The sequence below is a fragment of the Klebsiella sp. C360 genome (genome assembly GCF_048822415.1).
GTDB lineage: Bacteria > Pseudomonadota > Gammaproteobacteria > Enterobacterales > Enterobacteriaceae > Klebsiella > Klebsiella quasipneumoniae.
Genome location: NZ_JBMEZZ010000010.1, coordinates 1 through 15,409, shown reverse-complemented (window position 1 = coordinate 15,409; position 15,409 = coordinate 1). Strand labels below are relative to the sequence as shown.

Genomic DNA, 15,409 nt, shown 5'->3' with positions numbered 1-15,409 from the left:
CAGCAATCAGTGAGGGGGAAATTATAGGCGCGACGTGGCGGTTAGGATATCAGAATCAGGTTAATGCCCCGCCCATACGGCACTGGGCGAAGCGCAGAATATCTTCTGCCAGCCGCCGCGCCGTATCGACATCCGTCTGGCTACGCTTGATCAGCAGACGGCTCAGACAGCCCTCGACAATCAGCTCCATCTGCTTGGCGACCATTTCCGGATCATCCACCTCCAACTGGGTCAGCAGCTCATGGGTGTAGGCCAGCGAAGCCTGCTTCTGCTGTTCCGCCAGCTGGTGGATCGGGTGCTGGGCATCCGGATAGAAGGTGCAGGCGGCGATAAATAAACAGCCGGGGTAGCGCTGGTTGCTGACGCAGGTGGTAAGCGCGCTATAGCGCGCCAGCAGCTTTTGCTCTGCGCTTAAGGTGTCGTCCAGCAGCAGCTGACGGCGCCAGGCATCCACCTGGTGGCTCAGATAGCGAAGCGCGTCGTAGAGCAGCGCTTCGCGATCGGGCCAGAAGCGTTTCAGGTCGCTCGTCGGACAGGACACGCGCTCAGCGACCATCTCCAGCGACGTGTTGGCGATACCTTCAATTTCAAGAATTTTAATGGCTTCTGCCAGGACGTCTTCACGTAGCACGGTGTTCTCCTCCATCTTTCCTCCTAAAGTGTCGCTCACGCTTGCCAATCGCGCAAATGGGCGCTGAATGCCGCAGCATCCATAAAGCCGGTGACCCGCCGGTCGGGTTGTTCCTGGCCCTGCGCGTTGAAGAACAGGATCGTCGGCAGACCGAGCACCTGCAGGCGCTTCAGCAGCGCGGCGTCTTGCGGACTGTTTTTTGTCACATCAACCTGTAATAACACGACGCCTTTCAGCGCCTGCTGCACGTCAGGTGAACGAAAGGTGTATTTTTCAAACTCTTTGCAGGCTACACACCAGTCGGCGTAGAGATCGAGCATCACCGGCTGGCCTTTTGCCTGCGCCAGCGCCCGATCAAGCTCGGTTACCGAGCTGACGCGGGTGAAGGCCAGATGCGCCTGCTGCTCGAGCGCCGGGGCGCCAAACGCCCAGTCCTGCAGCGGACGGGCGCTGACCAGCGCGGCGGCAAGAAGAATGATTTGCGCCAGTCGCATCCACGGCCGGGTCGCGCCCAGCGAGGTGATAAACGCCCAGCTGAAGAAGGCGACGCCAAGCATTGACCACAGACGTAATCCCCACTGGTCGCCAAGGATGCGCTCCAGCAGGAAAATGGGCAGAGCCAGGATCACGAATCCGAAGGCGGTCTTCACATGGCTCATCCACGGGCCGCTCTTCGGCAGCAGACGGTTGCCAAACACGGTGACGAGAATCAACGGCAGGCCCATGCCCAGCGCGTAGAGGTACAGCGTGCCGCCGCCCAGCCACAGATTACCGCTCTGGGCGATATATAACAGGATGGCGCTCAGCGGCGCAGTGGTGCAGGGGGAGCAGATCAGCCCGGCAATAGCGCCCATCGCAAAGACTCCGCCGGGCGAGCCGCCCTGGCGCTTATTGCTGAGCAGCGCCAGCCGCGTCTGCAGCGAGGAGGGCAGCTGTAGCGTGAACAGGCCGAACATGGAGAGCGCCAGCAGTATAAAGACTGCCGACAGACCCACCAGCACATATGGGTGCTGCAGGGCCGCCTGGAACTGCAGCCCGGCGGCGGCTACCACCAGCCCCAGCGCGGTATAGGTTAAGGCCATCCCCTGGACATAAATAAAGGCCAGCAGCAGGGCGCGCGCGGTGGAAAGCCGCTGTTTGCCGCCCAGCACGATGCCGGAAATCAGCGGATACATCGGCAGCACGCAGGGGGTGAAGGCGATACCAATGCCTATCAGCAGCGCCCACAGGGCGGTGAAAGGCAGGCGGGCGGGGGCGTCAGCGGGCGGCGCTGAGGCAGGCGCAGGTGAAGTGGCGACCTCCGGGACCGGACGCGGCTCAACCGGCAGCGGCGGGTTGAACGCCGGACGGCTGCTCGCCGGCGGCGCAGGGGCAATGGTGGTCGCCCGGCCATCTGCCGAAGCCGCCAGCACGGCGCTCAGCGGGATCACTTTGGTCTCCGGCGGATAACAGAATCCGGCATCGGCGCAGCCCTGCCAGGTGACGGTGAGGGTGGCGTCTTTGTCCGCCTGCTTCACCGTGACCGGGACAGTCAGGCGCTGACGAAAGATCTCGCTTTTGCCGTAAAACTCATCCTCATGCCACTCGCCCGCCGGCAGCGCCGGTTCGGCGATCGTCGCCCCGGCGGCGCGGAAGGTAAACTGTTGACGATAAAGATAGTAACCATCCTTGATTTGCCAGCTCAGGTTGAGGTCATGCTGTTGCTGCTGAAAGTCAAAGGCGAAGGCCTGGTCAGCAGGCACGAAGTTCGAGCGCCCCGGCGCGTCGAATAACCCGGCGGTGGCTGACGCGCTGCACAGCAGCAGGATCAGCGTAAAGATGCGGTAAGCCATGAGAGGTAATCGTTGTCTCCATACGTGACGGGCAGAACCAGCAGTTCAGGGGTTTGATACGGGTGGTGAGACTTCAGGCAGTCCAGCAGCGCCTGCTGATGGGCAAGATCGGTTTTGAGCAGCATCTGAACTTCATACTCCTGCTCCAGCTTCCCTTCCCAGTAATAGAGCGAGGTGGCGCCCGGCAGGAGCGTGGCGCAGGCGGCCAGCTTTTCGGCCAGCGCTTTTGCCGCCAGATCCTGGGCGGTCGCTTCATCCGGCGCGGTACAGAGCACAACAACAGCATCAGGCGTAGTCATCATGAACCTCGTATCAGCGAAAAGAGGCACTATAGCACGCAAGGTGGGGAGGATTAACGAAACGGGCCAGGATCTGGCCCGAATTTGAAGAGATTTACAGCATGATGCCGCCAAAAATAAACCCGAGGATCACGCACAGCGTAATGGCGATGACGCCGGGGATCAGGAAGGCGTGGTTGAAGACGTATTTACCGATGCGGGTGGAGCCGGTGTCATCCATTTCGACCGCCGCCAGCAGGGTGGGGTAGGTCGGGAGAACGAAAAGGGCGGAGACGGCGGCAAACGAGGCGATGGCAGTGAGAGGGCTCACGCCCAGCATCAGCGCGGCGGGCATCAGCGCTTTGGTGGTGGCCGCCTGCGAGTAGAGCAGCGTGGCGGCAAAGAACAGCACCACCGCCAGCAGCCACGGGTAGTTATGCAGCAGGTCGCCGGCCACGGCCTGGATATCGCTGATATGCGCTTTAACGAAGGTATCCCCCAGCCAGGCGACGCCGAGCACGCAGACGCAGGCGCTCATGCCGGACTTAAAGGTGCTGGCATTGAGCACTTCGCCGGTGTCGATTTTGCAGGTGATGCTGATCAGCGTGGCGATGGTCAGCATAAACACCACGATCGCCTCGTTACGCGGTAGTACCGGGTTTTTGATCAGACCGACGGTATCGCTGATGGCCGTGGCGTAGAACATCACCGCCACGATGCCGATCAGAAACAGCAGAACGGAACGTTTGGCGTGCGGCTTCAGCTCAAACACCTGGCTGCCGCGCAGTCTGACCTCACCCTTGGCCAGCCGCTCCTGGTAAACCGGGTCGTCTTTCAGTTCGCAGCCGAGGAAATTGCAGACGATAGCGGTGAGCATCACCGCCAGCAGGGTGACCGGAATACAGATGGCCAGCAGCATCAGGTAGCTAACGCCCAGCGGCTCCAGGATCCCGGCAAAGAACACCACCGCGGCGGAGATGGGCGAAGCGGTGATCGCTATCTGGGAGGCCACCACCGCAATCGACAGCGGACGGGACGGACGGATGCCTTGCTCTTTGGCCACTTCGGTGATCACCGGCAGCGTGGAGAAGGCGGTATGGCCGGTGCCGGCGAGCACGGTCATAAACCAGGTCACCAGCGGGGCAAGGAAGGTAATATATTTCGGGTGGCGACGCAGCATCCGTTCGGCGAGGCTGACCAGGTAATCCATTCCGCCTGCGACCTGCATGGCGGCGATAGCGGCAATCACCGCCATAATGATTTCAATAACGTCGAAGGGGATCGCACCCGGTTTAATTTGAAAAATAAGCGTCAGGACAAGGACGCCAAGGCCACCGGCAAAGCCGATACCGATGCCGCCGAGCCGGGCGCCGAGATAAATCGCCAGCAGGACAATAACCAGTTCTGCACCAAACATATATGCCTTCCTTGTTTTTTAACAAGTTGATATTGGATTGTTGTATTTTAGTAAAACTAAAAAGCAAAAAGGCATGTCATCGCTGACATGCCTTTGAATGACTATCCGGAAAGATTACTGTTCGCTTTCATCGGTATAACGCTTCGCTTTATAAGCGGGATGCATCAGGTTTTGCGCGGAGAAAATGTCATCCAGCTCCGCCGCCGTCAGCAGCCCACGCTCCAGCACCACTTCCCGCACGCTCTTCCCGGTTTCGGCGCAGATCTTGCCGACGATATCGCCATTGTGGTGGCCGATAAACGGGTTGAGGTAGGTGACGATGCCGATGGAGTTATAGACGTAACCTTCGCACACCGCTTTGTTGGCGGTAATGCCGTTGACGCATTTCTCCAGCAGGTTGTAGCAGGCGTTGGTCAGAATGTGGATAGACTCGAACATCGCCTGGCCGATCACCGGTTCCATCACGTTCAGCTGCAGCTGCCCGGCTTCTGAGGCCATGGTCACCGTGGTGTCGTTGCCGATCACTTTAAAGCAGACCTGGTTGACCACCTCCGGCACCACCGGGTTAACCTTCGCCGGCATAATAGAAGAGCCAGCCTGCAGCTCAGGCAGGTTAATTTCGTTGAGGCCCGCGCGCGGTCCGGAAGAGAGCAGGCGCAGGTCGTTACAGATCTTGGACAGTTTCACCGCCAGGCGTTTCAGCGAGCTGTGAACCATGACGTACGCCCCGCAGTCCGAGGTGGCTTCAATCAGATCTTCCGCCGGAACGACCGGTAAGTTGCTCACTTCCGCCAGCTTCTGCACCGCCAGCTGTTGATAACCGTCCGGGGTGTTGAGGCGTGTGCCGATGGCGGTTGCGCCAAGGTTCACTTCCAGCAGCAGCTCCGCAGTGCGCAGAATGCTTTTGGTCTCTTCATTGAGCAGCACATTGAAGGCATGGAACTCCTGACCGAGGGTCATCGGCACCGCGTCCTGCAGCTGGGTGCGGCCCATCTTGAGGATGTCCTGGAACTCCTCGGCTTTCGCCTGGAAACCTTCGCCCAGCTGCTTAATCGCATCGATTAACTTGAGGATAGAGGCATACACCGCAATGCGGAACCCGGTCGGGTAGGCATCGTTGGTGGACTGGCATTTGTTGACGTGATCGTTTGGGTTCAGGTACTGGTATTCGCCTTTCTGGTGGCCCATCAGCTCGAGGCCGATGTTTGCCAGGACTTCGTTGGTGTTCATGTTTACGGAGGTGCCGGCCCCGCCCTGGAAGACATCGACCGGAAACTGGTCCATGCATTTGCCGTTATTCAGGACTTCGTCACAGGCGGCGATAATCGCATTTGCCGCGCTTTTGGGAATGGTCTGCAGCTCCTTGTTCGCCAGCGCGGCGGCTTTCTTCACCATCACCATGCCGCGCACGAATTCTGGTATGTCGCTGATTTTGCTGTTGCTAATGTAGAAGTTTTCAATCGCTCGCAGAGTATGAACGCCGTAGTAAGCGTCCGCGGGAACTTCCCTGGTGCCCAACAGATCTTCTTCGATACGAATGTTGTTTAACATGTGAACCTTCTTTTCAAGCTGCCAATGAATTCACCAAATACACAGAATATCCAGGATTCAGTATATTTTCTGGCCGACGATTATTTCCTTAACCGGCCCGGTGCCCAAGATCATATGCTGATGATAGCGAATATCAGTAAGCTTGATCACTTATTACATCGCGGGTGTGAGAAGATTTATTAATCTGTGAAATGGGTCACCGCTTTCCTATTCTTGGAAAAAATAAGCATTTCCGCTGATTGAAAAGCCGCTCAGCATCCCCATCTTAGTGGGATGCGATCAGCAAATTGATGACTACGGGGGCCGAATTCGGCGCCTGTCGATGAAGGAGACGCCGGTGCGTTGGATTCCGTTTATTGCCTTTTTTCTTTACGTTTACATTGAGATATCGATCTTTATCCAGGTCGCGCACGTGCTGGGCGTCTTTATGACGCTGATCCTGGTGATCTTTAGCTCGGTGGTGGGGATGTCGCTGGTGCGCAACCAGGGCTTCAAAAACTTCCTGCTGATGCAGCAGAAGATGGCCGCAGGCGAGAGCCCGGCGGCGGAGATGATCAAGAGCGTCTCGCTGATTATCGCTGGCCTGCTGTTGTTGATCCCGGGGTTCTTTACCGACTTCCTCGGCCTGCTGCTGCTTTTGCCCCCGGTGCAGAAGCACCTGACGATGAAGCTGATGCCGCATTTGCGCTTCAGCCGGATGCCGGGCGGCGGCTTTAGCGCCGGGACTGGCGGCGGAGAGACCTTCGAAGGGGAATACCAGCGCAAGGATGAACAGCGCGACCGTCTGGACCACAAGGACGATCGCCGCGATTAACGTTTATCGGCCCGGTCTGCAGACGCGACCGGGCCGCTTTCTTTTTGCGCCTATACGCTTCCTGTCGCCAGCTTACGTCTCGGTAAAAACAACCACAGCACCGCCAGCATCACCAGCGCGTACAGACTCTTCCAGCCGACCATCGTCAGCAGCAGCAGACAGAGAATGCTGCCCACCGCCGCCAGCAGCCGATAGCGCCCGCGCAGCAAACGACAGCCTGCCAGCATGCACAGCAGATAGATCATGATGAAAATGCCGTTGGCATAGACGATCAGCGCGTCCAGATTGATATCGAGAAAATAGATACACAAGGTGCTGACCACGCAGGAGCCCAGCACGGCGTTGAGGGCGTTGCGCGGGATCTGCCGCGGCGACAGCCTCGCGAGGTAGCTCTGTGGCTTATGCTGCGCCTGCGACCAGACCAGGCGGGCGAAGCTCTGAATATAGATGTTGAGGCTGGCGAAACAGGCGAGGTAACCGATGACGCAGGCCACCCACAGCGCTTCGACGCCGAACAGGCGGACCACGATATTCGGTAATGACGCCGCCGCCGCCATCTCCACGCCAAAGGCGTGGAAGTGCAACACCAGCACGGTGCAGGCCCAGTAGACCGAACCGGCAAGCAGCAGGCCTATCATCAGCGCGCGGGGAAAATCGCGCTCGGGGTGTTTAAACTCCGAGGCGAGGTGGGCAAAGGCTTCCAGGCCGACAAAGCACCAGAACATCACCGACAGCGCAGAGAAGAGCTGGCCGCGGTCGATCTCCGCCGGGGCGGGGAAGGGGATCTGCGCCGGACTTATCCCGCCGCGCCACCAGACGGCGACGATCAGCGCCACGATCAGCACGGCAACCAGCGTCTGCAGGTTGGCGCTGGAGCTGGCGCCACGTGAACCGACCCACCAGACGATGGCCAGGGTACCCAGCTCCGCCAGCAGCAGCTGCGCATCATGCCAGCCGAACAGCGCCTGGCCGAAGCCGGTGGCGATGTGCAGGGCGGCAGGGAGTCCGACCGGGATAACCGATAAAAACAGCCAGCCGGTGACGCTGGCCAGACGTGGGCCAAAGGCCATATCGACAAAGTGGGCCACGCCGCCCGCGCTGGGGAAATGGCGGCCCAGCAGGGCGAAGACGATGGCAATCGGAAAAACAAGGAGGATAAGCAACGGCCATGCCCACAGGCTGTTATCGCCAGCGACCAGCGCCGCCAGCGCCGGAACGGCGAAAACGCCGGTACCCAGCAGTGAGGTGGAAAGCAACCCGACTCCCTGTCCCAGCCCTAACTCCTGTTTTAAACCACTCATGATTCCATCCTGCGCCAGTGAAAAGAAAGAGAGTATCACAATCGCTTTTCCTTATGACCGGCTGTCCGGTGGCGCCGCTTTTTGCGCGCCAGCGCAAAGGTAAAAATTTTTTTTAATTTTGCCCTTGAAGCGGGAAATGGCCATCCCCATCTCTCTCTGCACTAGCCGGTAAACCGCGTTCGGCCCGGCGTCACCCATAACTGATAATGACTTTCTCGAAGGAGAGCTATCAATGAGTATTCGTCCGTTACATGATCGTGTGATCGTCAAACGTAAAGAAGTTGAAACCAAATCTGCGGGCGGCATCGTTCTGACCGGTTCTGCAGCAGCTAAGTCAACGCGTGGCGAAATCATCGCTGTCGGTAAAGGCCGCATCCTGGAAAACGGGACCGTGCAGCCGCTGGACGTTAAAGTTGGTGACATCGTGATTTTCAACGATGGCTACGGCGTGAAGACTGAGAAGATTGACAACGAAGAAGTGCTGATCATGTCCGAAAGCGACATCCTGGCAATTGTTGAAGCTTAATTCGCACGACCCTGAACGAATTTGAGGAATAAAAGAAATGGCAGCAAAAGACGTAAAATTCGGTAACGACGCTCGTGTAAAAATGCTGCGCGGCGTAAACGTACTGGCAGATGCAGTTAAAGTAACCCTGGGCCCGAAAGGCCGTAACGTGGTTCTGGATAAGTCCTTCGGTGCGCCGACCATCACCAAAGATGGTGTTTCCGTTGCACGTGAAATCGAACTGGAAGACAAGTTCGAAAACATGGGCGCGCAGATGGTGAAAGAAGTTGCCTCTAAAGCGAACGACGCGGCAGGCGACGGTACCACCACCGCAACCGTACTGGCTCAGGCTATCGTGAACGAAGGCCTGAAAGCGGTTGCTGCGGGCATGAACCCGATGGATCTGAAACGTGGTATCGACAAAGCTGTCGTTGCTGCTGTTGAAGAACTGAAAGCGCTGTCCGTACCGTGCTCCGACTCTAAAGCGATTGCTCAGGTTGGTACTATCTCCGCTAACTCCGACGAAACCGTCGGTAAACTGATCGCGGAAGCGATGGATAAAGTTGGTAAAGAAGGCGTGATCACCGTTGAAGACGGTACTGGTCTGGAAGACGAACTGGACGTAGTTGAAGGTATGCAGTTCGACCGTGGCTACCTGTCTCCGTACTTCATCAACAAGCCGGACACCGGTGCCGTTGAGCTGGAAAGCCCGTTCATCCTGCTGGCTGACAAAAAAATCTCCAACATCCGCGAAATGCTGCCGGTTCTGGAAGCCGTAGCGAAAGCGGGCAAACCGCTGGTTATCATCGCTGAAGACGTTGAAGGCGAAGCGCTGGCGACCCTGGTGGTTAACACCATGCGCGGCATCGTTAAAGTGGCTGCGGTGAAAGCACCGGGCTTCGGCGACCGTCGTAAAGCTATGCTGCAGGATATCGCCACTCTGACTGGCGGTACCGTTATCTCTGAAGAGATCGGTATGGAGCTGGAAAAAGCGACTCTGGAAGACCTGGGCCAGGCGAAACGCGTGGTTATCAACAAAGACACCACCACCATCATCGATGGCGTTGGCGAAGAATCCGCAATCCAGGGCCGCGTTGCTCAGATCCGTAAGCAGATCGAAGAAGCAACCTCCGACTACGACCGTGAAAAACTGCAGGAACGTGTCGCTAAACTGGCTGGCGGCGTTGCCGTAATCAAAGTCGGCGCGGCAACCGAAGTTGAAATGAAAGAGAAAAAAGCACGCGTCGACGATGCCCTGCACGCCACTCGTGCTGCGGTTGAAGAAGGCGTGGTGGCTGGCGGCGGCGTAGCGCTGGTTCGCGTTGCAGCGAAACTCGCTGGCCTGACCGGTCAGAACGAAGATCAGAACGTCGGTATCAAAGTTGCGCTGCGCGCAATGGAAGCGCCGCTGCGTCAGATCGTGTCCAACGCCGGTGAAGAGCCGTCTGTTGTGGCGAACAACGTGAAAGCCGGCGACGGTAACTACGGTTATAACGCGGCAACTGAAGAATACGGCAACATGATCGACTTCGGTATCCTGGACCCAACCAAAGTCACCCGTTCTGCACTGCAGTACGCGGCTTCCGTGGCTGGCCTGATGATCACCACCGAGTGCATGGTGACCGACCTGCCGAAAGGCGATGCGCCTGATTTAGGTGCTGCTGGCGGTATGGGCGGCATGGGCGGTATGGGCGGCATGATGTAATCGTGCGCTCTACGGCATAAAAAAGCAGAAACCCCTGGCCAGTAATGGCTGGGGGTTTTTCTTTTGGCGCGCTTTTTAGTATAAGGCTTATACATAAAAATCATTTAAGCTGCATCAGAGCGGCAAGCACCTCCGTATCGGAAGCGACTAACTAGCGCGACCGGCTAAGGAATGAAAGCGGCTCATGCCGACGCAGTTTGAAGGATGACAGGTTTACATCCGGGCCAGTGCGTCCAGCTCATCGATCATGGGGATTAACATGCAGGTAAAATATTTAGCAGGGATTGTCGGCGCAGCCTTACTGTTGGCAGGTTGCAGTTCCAGCAATGAATTAACCTCTGCCGGCCAGAATGTGCGCTTCGTGCAGGATAAGCCGGGCGCAGAGTGTCAGCTGTTAGGGACCGCGACGGGTAAACAGAGCAACTGGCTCTCCGGCCAGAATGGCGATGAGGGTGGCTCCATGCGCGGTGCGGCGAACGCTCTGCGTAACCAGGCAGCAGCCATGGGTGGCAACGTGATTTACGGTGTCAGCAGCCCGACGCAGAATCTGCTGTCGAGCTTTGTACCTACCGACAGCGAAATGAACGGCCAGGTTTATAAGTGCCCGAACTGATGATATATAAATGATGAAATATCCCTCTGGTAAGAAGAGGGATATTTCTGATACAAAATTATTTTAGATTCCGCTATGAATTTAGGTTTTCTTGTGTTTCAAGACAGAACCCATGTAAAGCTCTGAGGCATTGGTCCCTAGTTAAATTCTTCATTCCCTCAGATGGAATTGTTCGTCTGAAAGTTTGGCAATTCTTGTACTTATCCTGTAATGCTTTTATTGATGGTGTCAGCATGGCTAAGCGCTGGATAATACTATCAGCTTCAGGTGAAGACTGGCTTACATTGGTTTTAATAACCGAACCTAAAAGCACTTTTTTTCCTAGCTCTGTTTCGAAACAAAATAGAACAGAAAGATTCTCAGAGAATAACTCTTTTTTCCATGGTTCATGATTTATCTCTTTATATTGAAGATTGTCAATATTAGATAAATCCACAAGATAAAGAACAATAAAGTCCAGAAGTGCTCCCAGAGTTTGTAGGGTTTCCTGATCATCGATCACTTTTATAGCTTGAAAAACCGCCATTAGTATAAATTCTGACTGTAAATCGTCTATTTCCAGGGCGACGATGTGTTCGTTATTTAGAGCCATAACCAAAGAAAAACCATCATCACTCATTTTTGGAGCCATAGACATAACCATAAGACCTGGGTCTGGCTGAGTGACTTCTGCCTGAGTAATTTCAGGAATATTTTTAACTAGTGATTCGTTGGCCGTAATACATTTATTTTTAAAATCATCACCTTGTTGTGCAATACGTTGTCCAACAAGCGTAATCCGTGAACGAAGAATAATTAGAAAGTCAATTAACGTTTTTATCTGCATTAAAAGCATACGATCATTATTATCTTTATCACGAATCTTAAATGCCATAAGAAGAAGGCAATCGTTCTGAACAAGAGATGCGGTATTAATGCCGTAAATTTCCATTAATAAAATCCTTTTCTGTTATTAAATGGATTGCTGTTTGTTACAATAACTTGACAAATCAATAATGCGATCGGCTGATGCAATGGTTGATGGCCGATGCGCAACTATTACCCTAGTAATACTTAACTTCGAAATAGCTTGGTTAATATACGATTCATTATTAAGATCGAGGTGGCTTGTGGCTTCGTCCATAAATAAAATGTTAGGTTTGCGATAAAGAGCACGTGCGATTAGCAAACGCTGTTTTTGCCCACCAGATATTCCTAAACCTAGTTCCCCCACCAATGTTTCATAACCCATTGGCATTCTCATTATTTCATCATGAATATTACTGTTACGGGCACACTCTTCAATGAATTTCTGATCTGCATTATCTTCGAAGCAGCTTATATTTTCTGAAATAGACCCGGAAAATAGGCGATCTTCCTGTAAAACACAGGCGGTACTTAGTCGATAGTTGTTGAGACCTATCTTATTAATATCCAAATTGTTAGCTAAAACATCACCTGTAGTAGGGGAAAGAAGGCCACACATAACCTTAAGTAAAGTGGTCTTACCAACTCCAGATGGGCCAACCAAGGCTATTGACTCTCCAGGAGCAATGGTGAGATTAAGATTAGAGAATATTGGCTGTGAAAACAGATCGTATTGATAGCTCAGGTTTTTTAACTCTATTTTGACAGTCGAGTTCTCTTCGAATATACGGCGAACTGGCATCTCAGGTTCAGGTTCATTAAATACAATCTCGGAAAGCCTCTCGTTATGTAAGGATAACATTCTAACTTTCATAAAGAGATCAATAAGATTTGAAGCTCTTTGAGAAAATTGACCTCGGTAGGCATTGAATGCCATGAACATACCAAGGGTCATGTTATTATCAATAACCATTATTGCACCTAACCATAAAATTGCTACTTGATCTAAAGAAGAAATAACGGTATTAACGCCACCAAAAAGCATATCAAATCTTGTCTGTTTTATACCTGCATTACATGCGTCGATATTGATATTCAACCAATATCTTGAACGCCTATCTTTTAAATTAAGTGCCTTAATCGTTGCGATTCCATAAAGCGTTTCCATAAAGTGTGAGTTAGAACGAGCGCCTTTTATTACTTGCTCTTCTGAAACACGACGATAGAACCGATAGGTTGCCAGACGCATAAGAGCATAACACGCAGTAAAACCGATAACTATCCATACCAGCCAACCACCATACAGGGTCAGCATAATTAATAAGCCAATAGTCATTATTGAATCAATAATACCTGATACAATACTGTTGGTAAATATGGAGCGTATAGTGTCTAATGATGAGAAACGTGACTGAATATCACCCAAATGTCGCTTTTCAAAAAATGATAATGGTAAGCTAACCAAATGATCAAATAGCGTTGTTTTCCACTGTATATCTGTCAACGTGTTCAGAGTTAAAGATGTCCACGCTCGTAGCATACTGATGAATGCACGAAATAATGTGAAGGAAACCAGTCCAATACAAATAACAGAGAGCAAACTTTGATCTTGGGCCATGATAACATGATCCGTGACCAACTGGGTTCCAATCGGTAATAATAAACCAATTGCCTCAATAACGACGGAAAAAGCAAATATCTTGATTAATGCACTTTTTAGACCAATAATATTTTGCATCAAATCTAGCAGGCGTAAGCGTGTTTTATCTTTTTCCTGTTTGAAATTTTTGTCAGGCCAAAGCTCTAGAGCAACACCAGTAAAATGATTAGACATTTCTTGAATGCCAATTACACGTTTACCTAATGCAGGATCATGAATAATATAATCGGTTCTGCGTACTTTAGTTAATACAACATAGTGGTTCATTCCCCAATGAATGATGCAGGGCAATTTAAGCTGATTAAGTTCATCGATATCAAGAGAGAGAGCACGATTTTTCAGATTGGCCCGTTCTGCGGTATGGCTCAATGATAAAAGGGTAACACCTTGAGAAGAGCTCCCAAAACGCTCACGGAAAGTGAACAGATCTGTGTCCAGTCCGTAAAAACTGGCGACCATCGCAAGGCAGGCAATACCGCATTCGGATGCCTCTGACTGTAGAATAACTGGCGTAGTATTTCTTATCGAAAAATTTAATTTGTCAGTAATATATTTAAACAGTTTCTTATTCATCGCTGGGTCCACTAACGCTCTGAGCTATTTTGTACAAAGGCGTAAACATCCACATATAAAGTGGTCTCTCTTCAAGAAAAACTATAGCCTGTGCCTTTAGTCCATTAGACAATTCAAGCTTTTTACCATTATAATAAAATTTATCACTTTTTATTTTTATTATTGCTTTATAAAGCGCTAACTCTTGCTGATTAGACCCATTGGAAACGTTAGTATATTCACTCATTTCTTGTCTGGATGCTGGCAAAGAAGATATGGATACAATTTTTCCTGGAAATTGACCAAATTTGTCTGAAGGAAATGCATCATAGCGAATATTGACTGTATCCCCCACCTTTACGTACGGAATACTATTGTTAGGTAGCCATAAAATCAAAAAGTATTCAATATTCCCTATCGGCTTTATCTGGGCAAGGCTACTTCCTTTATCAACCATTTGCCCAACCGTGACCGCAACTGATTCAATTTTACCTGACGTAGTGGCATTAATGATAGAGTTTCCATTAGCGCTCGATTCAACCGCTTGATTTTTATAATCATTAATTTGATTTTTTTGATTAGAAATTTGGTTATCAAAATCTGAGGCTTTGACGATAATATCACTCTTAAGTTGTGTTAGCTGAGATTGAATCTGCATTTTTTGACTAACAAGTGACTGATAGGTACTTTGTTGTTGGAAGTAAAGGGAGTGTTGATAATTATATTGGTCTTTGGTGATAAGCCCTTGTTTAAGGTACAAGTCGTAATTGGATAAACTATCCTTCATTTTTTTTAGGCCGTTGCTCGAATTTGTAAGCATAGCTTCCGTCTCTTTTAGAGAATCCGTGTATTGTCTCACTTGGATTTCAAGGGCATCAATTGTCTCCTTTTTATTAGTTAAAATTTTATTAATAATCTCTTCGGCATTAGATATTTTTTGTGAAATAACAGCATTCATTGTATCGGTCACATTGCCATCTACTGTTGAACGAGAAACATCAAGTTCATAAAGTGGTGTTCCTTTTTCAACAAGATCACCAATCTCAACATATTTTTTGACAACAAAACCTTGCTGCGGTGAAAAGACATTTACAGAGTGTGGCAGGGTTATAACTTCTCCTCGTACATCAATCCGTTGCGTATAAGTACAAAATTTAAGCGTTAAAATAAGAATGACCAGAAAAGCAAGCGATAATAAACTTATTAACCAAGCTGGCATTCCAGCTAATAACAATGCTTTGCCTTTCCAATGATTCTTTTTGTATTGAATCGCTTCCTTGCGAAATAATTTATTACTCATATGGAATGTATATATTAATTCAGACGTGAGTCATAGAGTGAGCAATATATTAATGAATATTGATCTCAATATTATATGGATATTTAGACCAGACAAATAAATGAAATATTTGCCTGGTCAATGTAACGACTTAATTGCTAAAGCCGCAGGATCTTTTTATTATGCAACCCATGATCCAGATGTTGCGGCATCAATTATCTGAAGAACAATTTCATTCATCTTGTCAACACCATAAAAAGAACCGTAAACGCCGCCAGCAATGGCGCCCAGGACTAAGCCTGCACCCCAACCAACGATGGTTCCGAACACGCCAACACCCAGCAGACCACCGCCGCTTGAGCCACCGTAATAACCACCTAGTACACTGCCTGCTGGTGCACCAAGAGATACACCTAAAATAGCGC

The 15,409-nt window shown here is 51.4% G+C and carries 13 protein-coding genes and 1 pseudogene; 4 read left to right on the top strand and 10 right to left on the bottom strand.

The window, feature by feature from the left end; translation table 11 throughout:
* Positions 1-55: 55 nt before the first annotated feature.
* From ACOI7D_RS21435 to aspA, 5 genes are all read right to left on the bottom strand, one after another.
* Positions 56-631 (bottom strand): transcriptional regulator, encoded by a 576-nt coding sequence (locus ACOI7D_RS21435; protein WP_032429251.1) that lies wholly within the window; start codon positions 629-631, stop codon positions 56-58.
* Between the two features lie 35 nt (positions 632-666).
* A complete protein-coding gene (locus ACOI7D_RS21430; RefSeq protein ID WP_109546734.1) occupies positions 667-2,463 on the bottom strand; it encodes a protein-disulfide reductase DsbD in 1,797 nt (598 codons plus the stop codon).
* Positions 2,439-2,762, bottom strand: a complete 324-nt coding sequence (cutA, locus tag ACOI7D_RS21425; protein WP_004206404.1) for a divalent cation tolerance protein CutA — start codon at positions 2,760-2,762, stop codon at positions 2,439-2,441. Before cutA ends, ACOI7D_RS21430 begins: the two co-directional genes overlap by 25 nt.
* Before the next feature lie 94 nt (positions 2,763-2,856).
* Complete coding sequence (locus ACOI7D_RS21420; RefSeq protein ID WP_023291690.1) at positions 2,857-4,158, bottom strand: anaerobic C4-dicarboxylate transporter; 1,302 nt, start codon at positions 4,156-4,158, stop codon at positions 2,857-2,859.
* A 114-nt stretch (positions 4,159-4,272) separates the two neighbouring features.
* The gene (aspA, locus tag ACOI7D_RS21415; protein WP_004177762.1) at positions 4,273-5,709 is read right to left on the bottom strand and encodes an aspartate ammonia-lyase; all 1,437 of its coding nucleotides are present in this window, start codon (positions 5,707-5,709) and stop codon (positions 4,273-4,275) included.
* Positions 5,710-6,046: 337 nt separating this feature from the next.
* Between aspA and ACOI7D_RS21410 the strand changes: the two genes are divergently transcribed.
* On the top strand, positions 6,047-6,523 hold the full coding sequence (locus ACOI7D_RS21410) for an FxsA family protein (RefSeq protein WP_023291691.1): 477 nt from the start codon (positions 6,047-6,049) through the stop codon (positions 6,521-6,523).
* Between the two features lie 50 nt (positions 6,524-6,573).
* On the opposite strand, the gene yjeH is transcribed toward ACOI7D_RS21410, so the two are convergent.
* The gene (gene yjeH / locus ACOI7D_RS21405; protein ID WP_109546733.1) at positions 6,574-7,824 is read right to left on the bottom strand and encodes an L-methionine/branched-chain amino acid transporter; all 1,251 of its coding nucleotides are present in this window, start codon (positions 7,822-7,824) and stop codon (positions 6,574-6,576) included.
* A 232-nt stretch (positions 7,825-8,056) separates the two neighbouring features.
* Between yjeH and ACOI7D_RS21400 the strand changes: the two genes are divergently transcribed.
* The 3 genes from ACOI7D_RS21400 (at position 8,057) to ACOI7D_RS21390 (ending at position 10,647) form a co-directional block, all read left to right on the top strand.
* Positions 8,057-8,350: a co-chaperone GroES gene (locus ACOI7D_RS21400; protein WP_004152420.1), complete on the top strand. Its 294-nt coding sequence runs from the start codon at positions 8,057-8,059 to the stop codon at positions 8,348-8,350.
* A gap of 37 nt (positions 8,351-8,387) precedes the next feature.
* On the top strand, positions 8,388-10,034 hold the full coding sequence (gene groL / locus ACOI7D_RS21395) for a chaperonin GroEL (protein ID WP_023291693.1): 1,647 nt from the start codon (positions 8,388-8,390) through the stop codon (positions 10,032-10,034).
* Positions 10,035-10,293: 259 nt separating this feature from the next.
* The gene (locus ACOI7D_RS21390) at positions 10,294-10,647 is read left to right on the top strand and encodes a DUF4156 domain-containing protein (protein WP_044525174.1); all 354 of its coding nucleotides are present in this window, start codon (positions 10,294-10,296) and stop codon (positions 10,645-10,647) included.
* A gap of 73 nt (positions 10,648-10,720) precedes the next feature.
* On the opposite strand, the gene yjeJ is transcribed toward ACOI7D_RS21390, so the two are convergent.
* The 4 genes and pseudogenes from yjeJ to ACOI7D_RS21370 form a co-directional block, all read right to left on the bottom strand.
* Entirely contained in the window at positions 10,721-11,578 is an 858-nt protein-coding gene (gene yjeJ, locus ACOI7D_RS21385) for a YjeJ family protein (RefSeq protein WP_109546732.1), read from the bottom strand.
* A gap of 21 nt (positions 11,579-11,599) precedes the next feature.
* Entirely contained in the window at positions 11,600-13,726 is a 2,127-nt protein-coding gene (locus ACOI7D_RS21380) for a peptidase domain-containing ABC transporter (protein ID WP_101976660.1), read from the bottom strand.
* Positions 13,719-15,005 carry an HlyD family secretion protein gene (locus tag ACOI7D_RS21375; RefSeq protein WP_109546731.1) on the bottom strand — a complete coding sequence of 429 codons (1,287 nt, stop codon included), beginning with the start codon at positions 15,003-15,005 and terminating at the stop codon, positions 13,719-13,721. The genes ACOI7D_RS21380 and ACOI7D_RS21375 overlap by 8 nt, the downstream gene beginning before the upstream one ends.
* A gap of 159 nt (positions 15,006-15,164) precedes the next feature.
* Positions 15,165-15,409 (bottom strand): annotated as a pseudogene (locus ACOI7D_RS21370) (hypothetical protein); the annotation flags it as partial.

Bases quoted from the DNA above. Each gene is read 5' to 3' on its own strand.
- ACOI7D_RS21430 (WP_109546734.1), bottom strand. From the start codon at position 2,463: ATGGCTTACCGCATCTTTACGCTGATCCTGCTGCTGTGCAGCGCGTCA.
- cutA (WP_004206404.1), bottom strand. From the start codon at position 2,762: ATGACTACGCCTGATGCTGTTGTTGTGCTCTGTACCGCGCCGGATGAA.
- ACOI7D_RS21420 (WP_023291690.1), bottom strand. From the start codon at position 4,158: ATGTTTGGTGCAGAACTGGTTATTGTCCTGCTGGCGATTTATCTCGGC.
- aspA (WP_004177762.1), bottom strand. From the start codon at position 5,709: ATGTTAAACAACATTCGTATCGAAGAAGATCTGTTGGGCACCAGGGAA.
- yjeH (WP_109546733.1), bottom strand. From the start codon at position 7,824: ATGAGTGGTTTAAAACAGGAGTTAGGGCTGGGACAGGGAGTCGGGTTG.
- ACOI7D_RS21400 (WP_004152420.1), top strand. From the start codon at position 8,057: ATGAGTATTCGTCCGTTACATGATCGTGTGATCGTCAAACGTAAAGAA.
- groL (WP_023291693.1), top strand. From the start codon at position 8,388: ATGGCAGCAAAAGACGTAAAATTCGGTAACGACGCTCGTGTAAAAATG.
- ACOI7D_RS21390 (WP_044525174.1), top strand. From the start codon at position 10,294: ATGCAGGTAAAATATTTAGCAGGGATTGTCGGCGCAGCCTTACTGTTG.
- yjeJ (WP_109546732.1), bottom strand. From the start codon at position 11,578: ATGGAAATTTACGGCATTAATACCGCATCTCTTGTTCAGAACGATTGC.
- ACOI7D_RS21380 (WP_101976660.1), bottom strand. From the start codon at position 13,726: ATGAATAAGAAACTGTTTAAATATATTACTGACAAATTAAATTTTTCG.
- ACOI7D_RS21375 (WP_109546731.1), bottom strand. From the start codon at position 15,005: ATGAGTAATAAATTATTTCGCAAGGAAGCGATTCAATACAAAAAGAAT.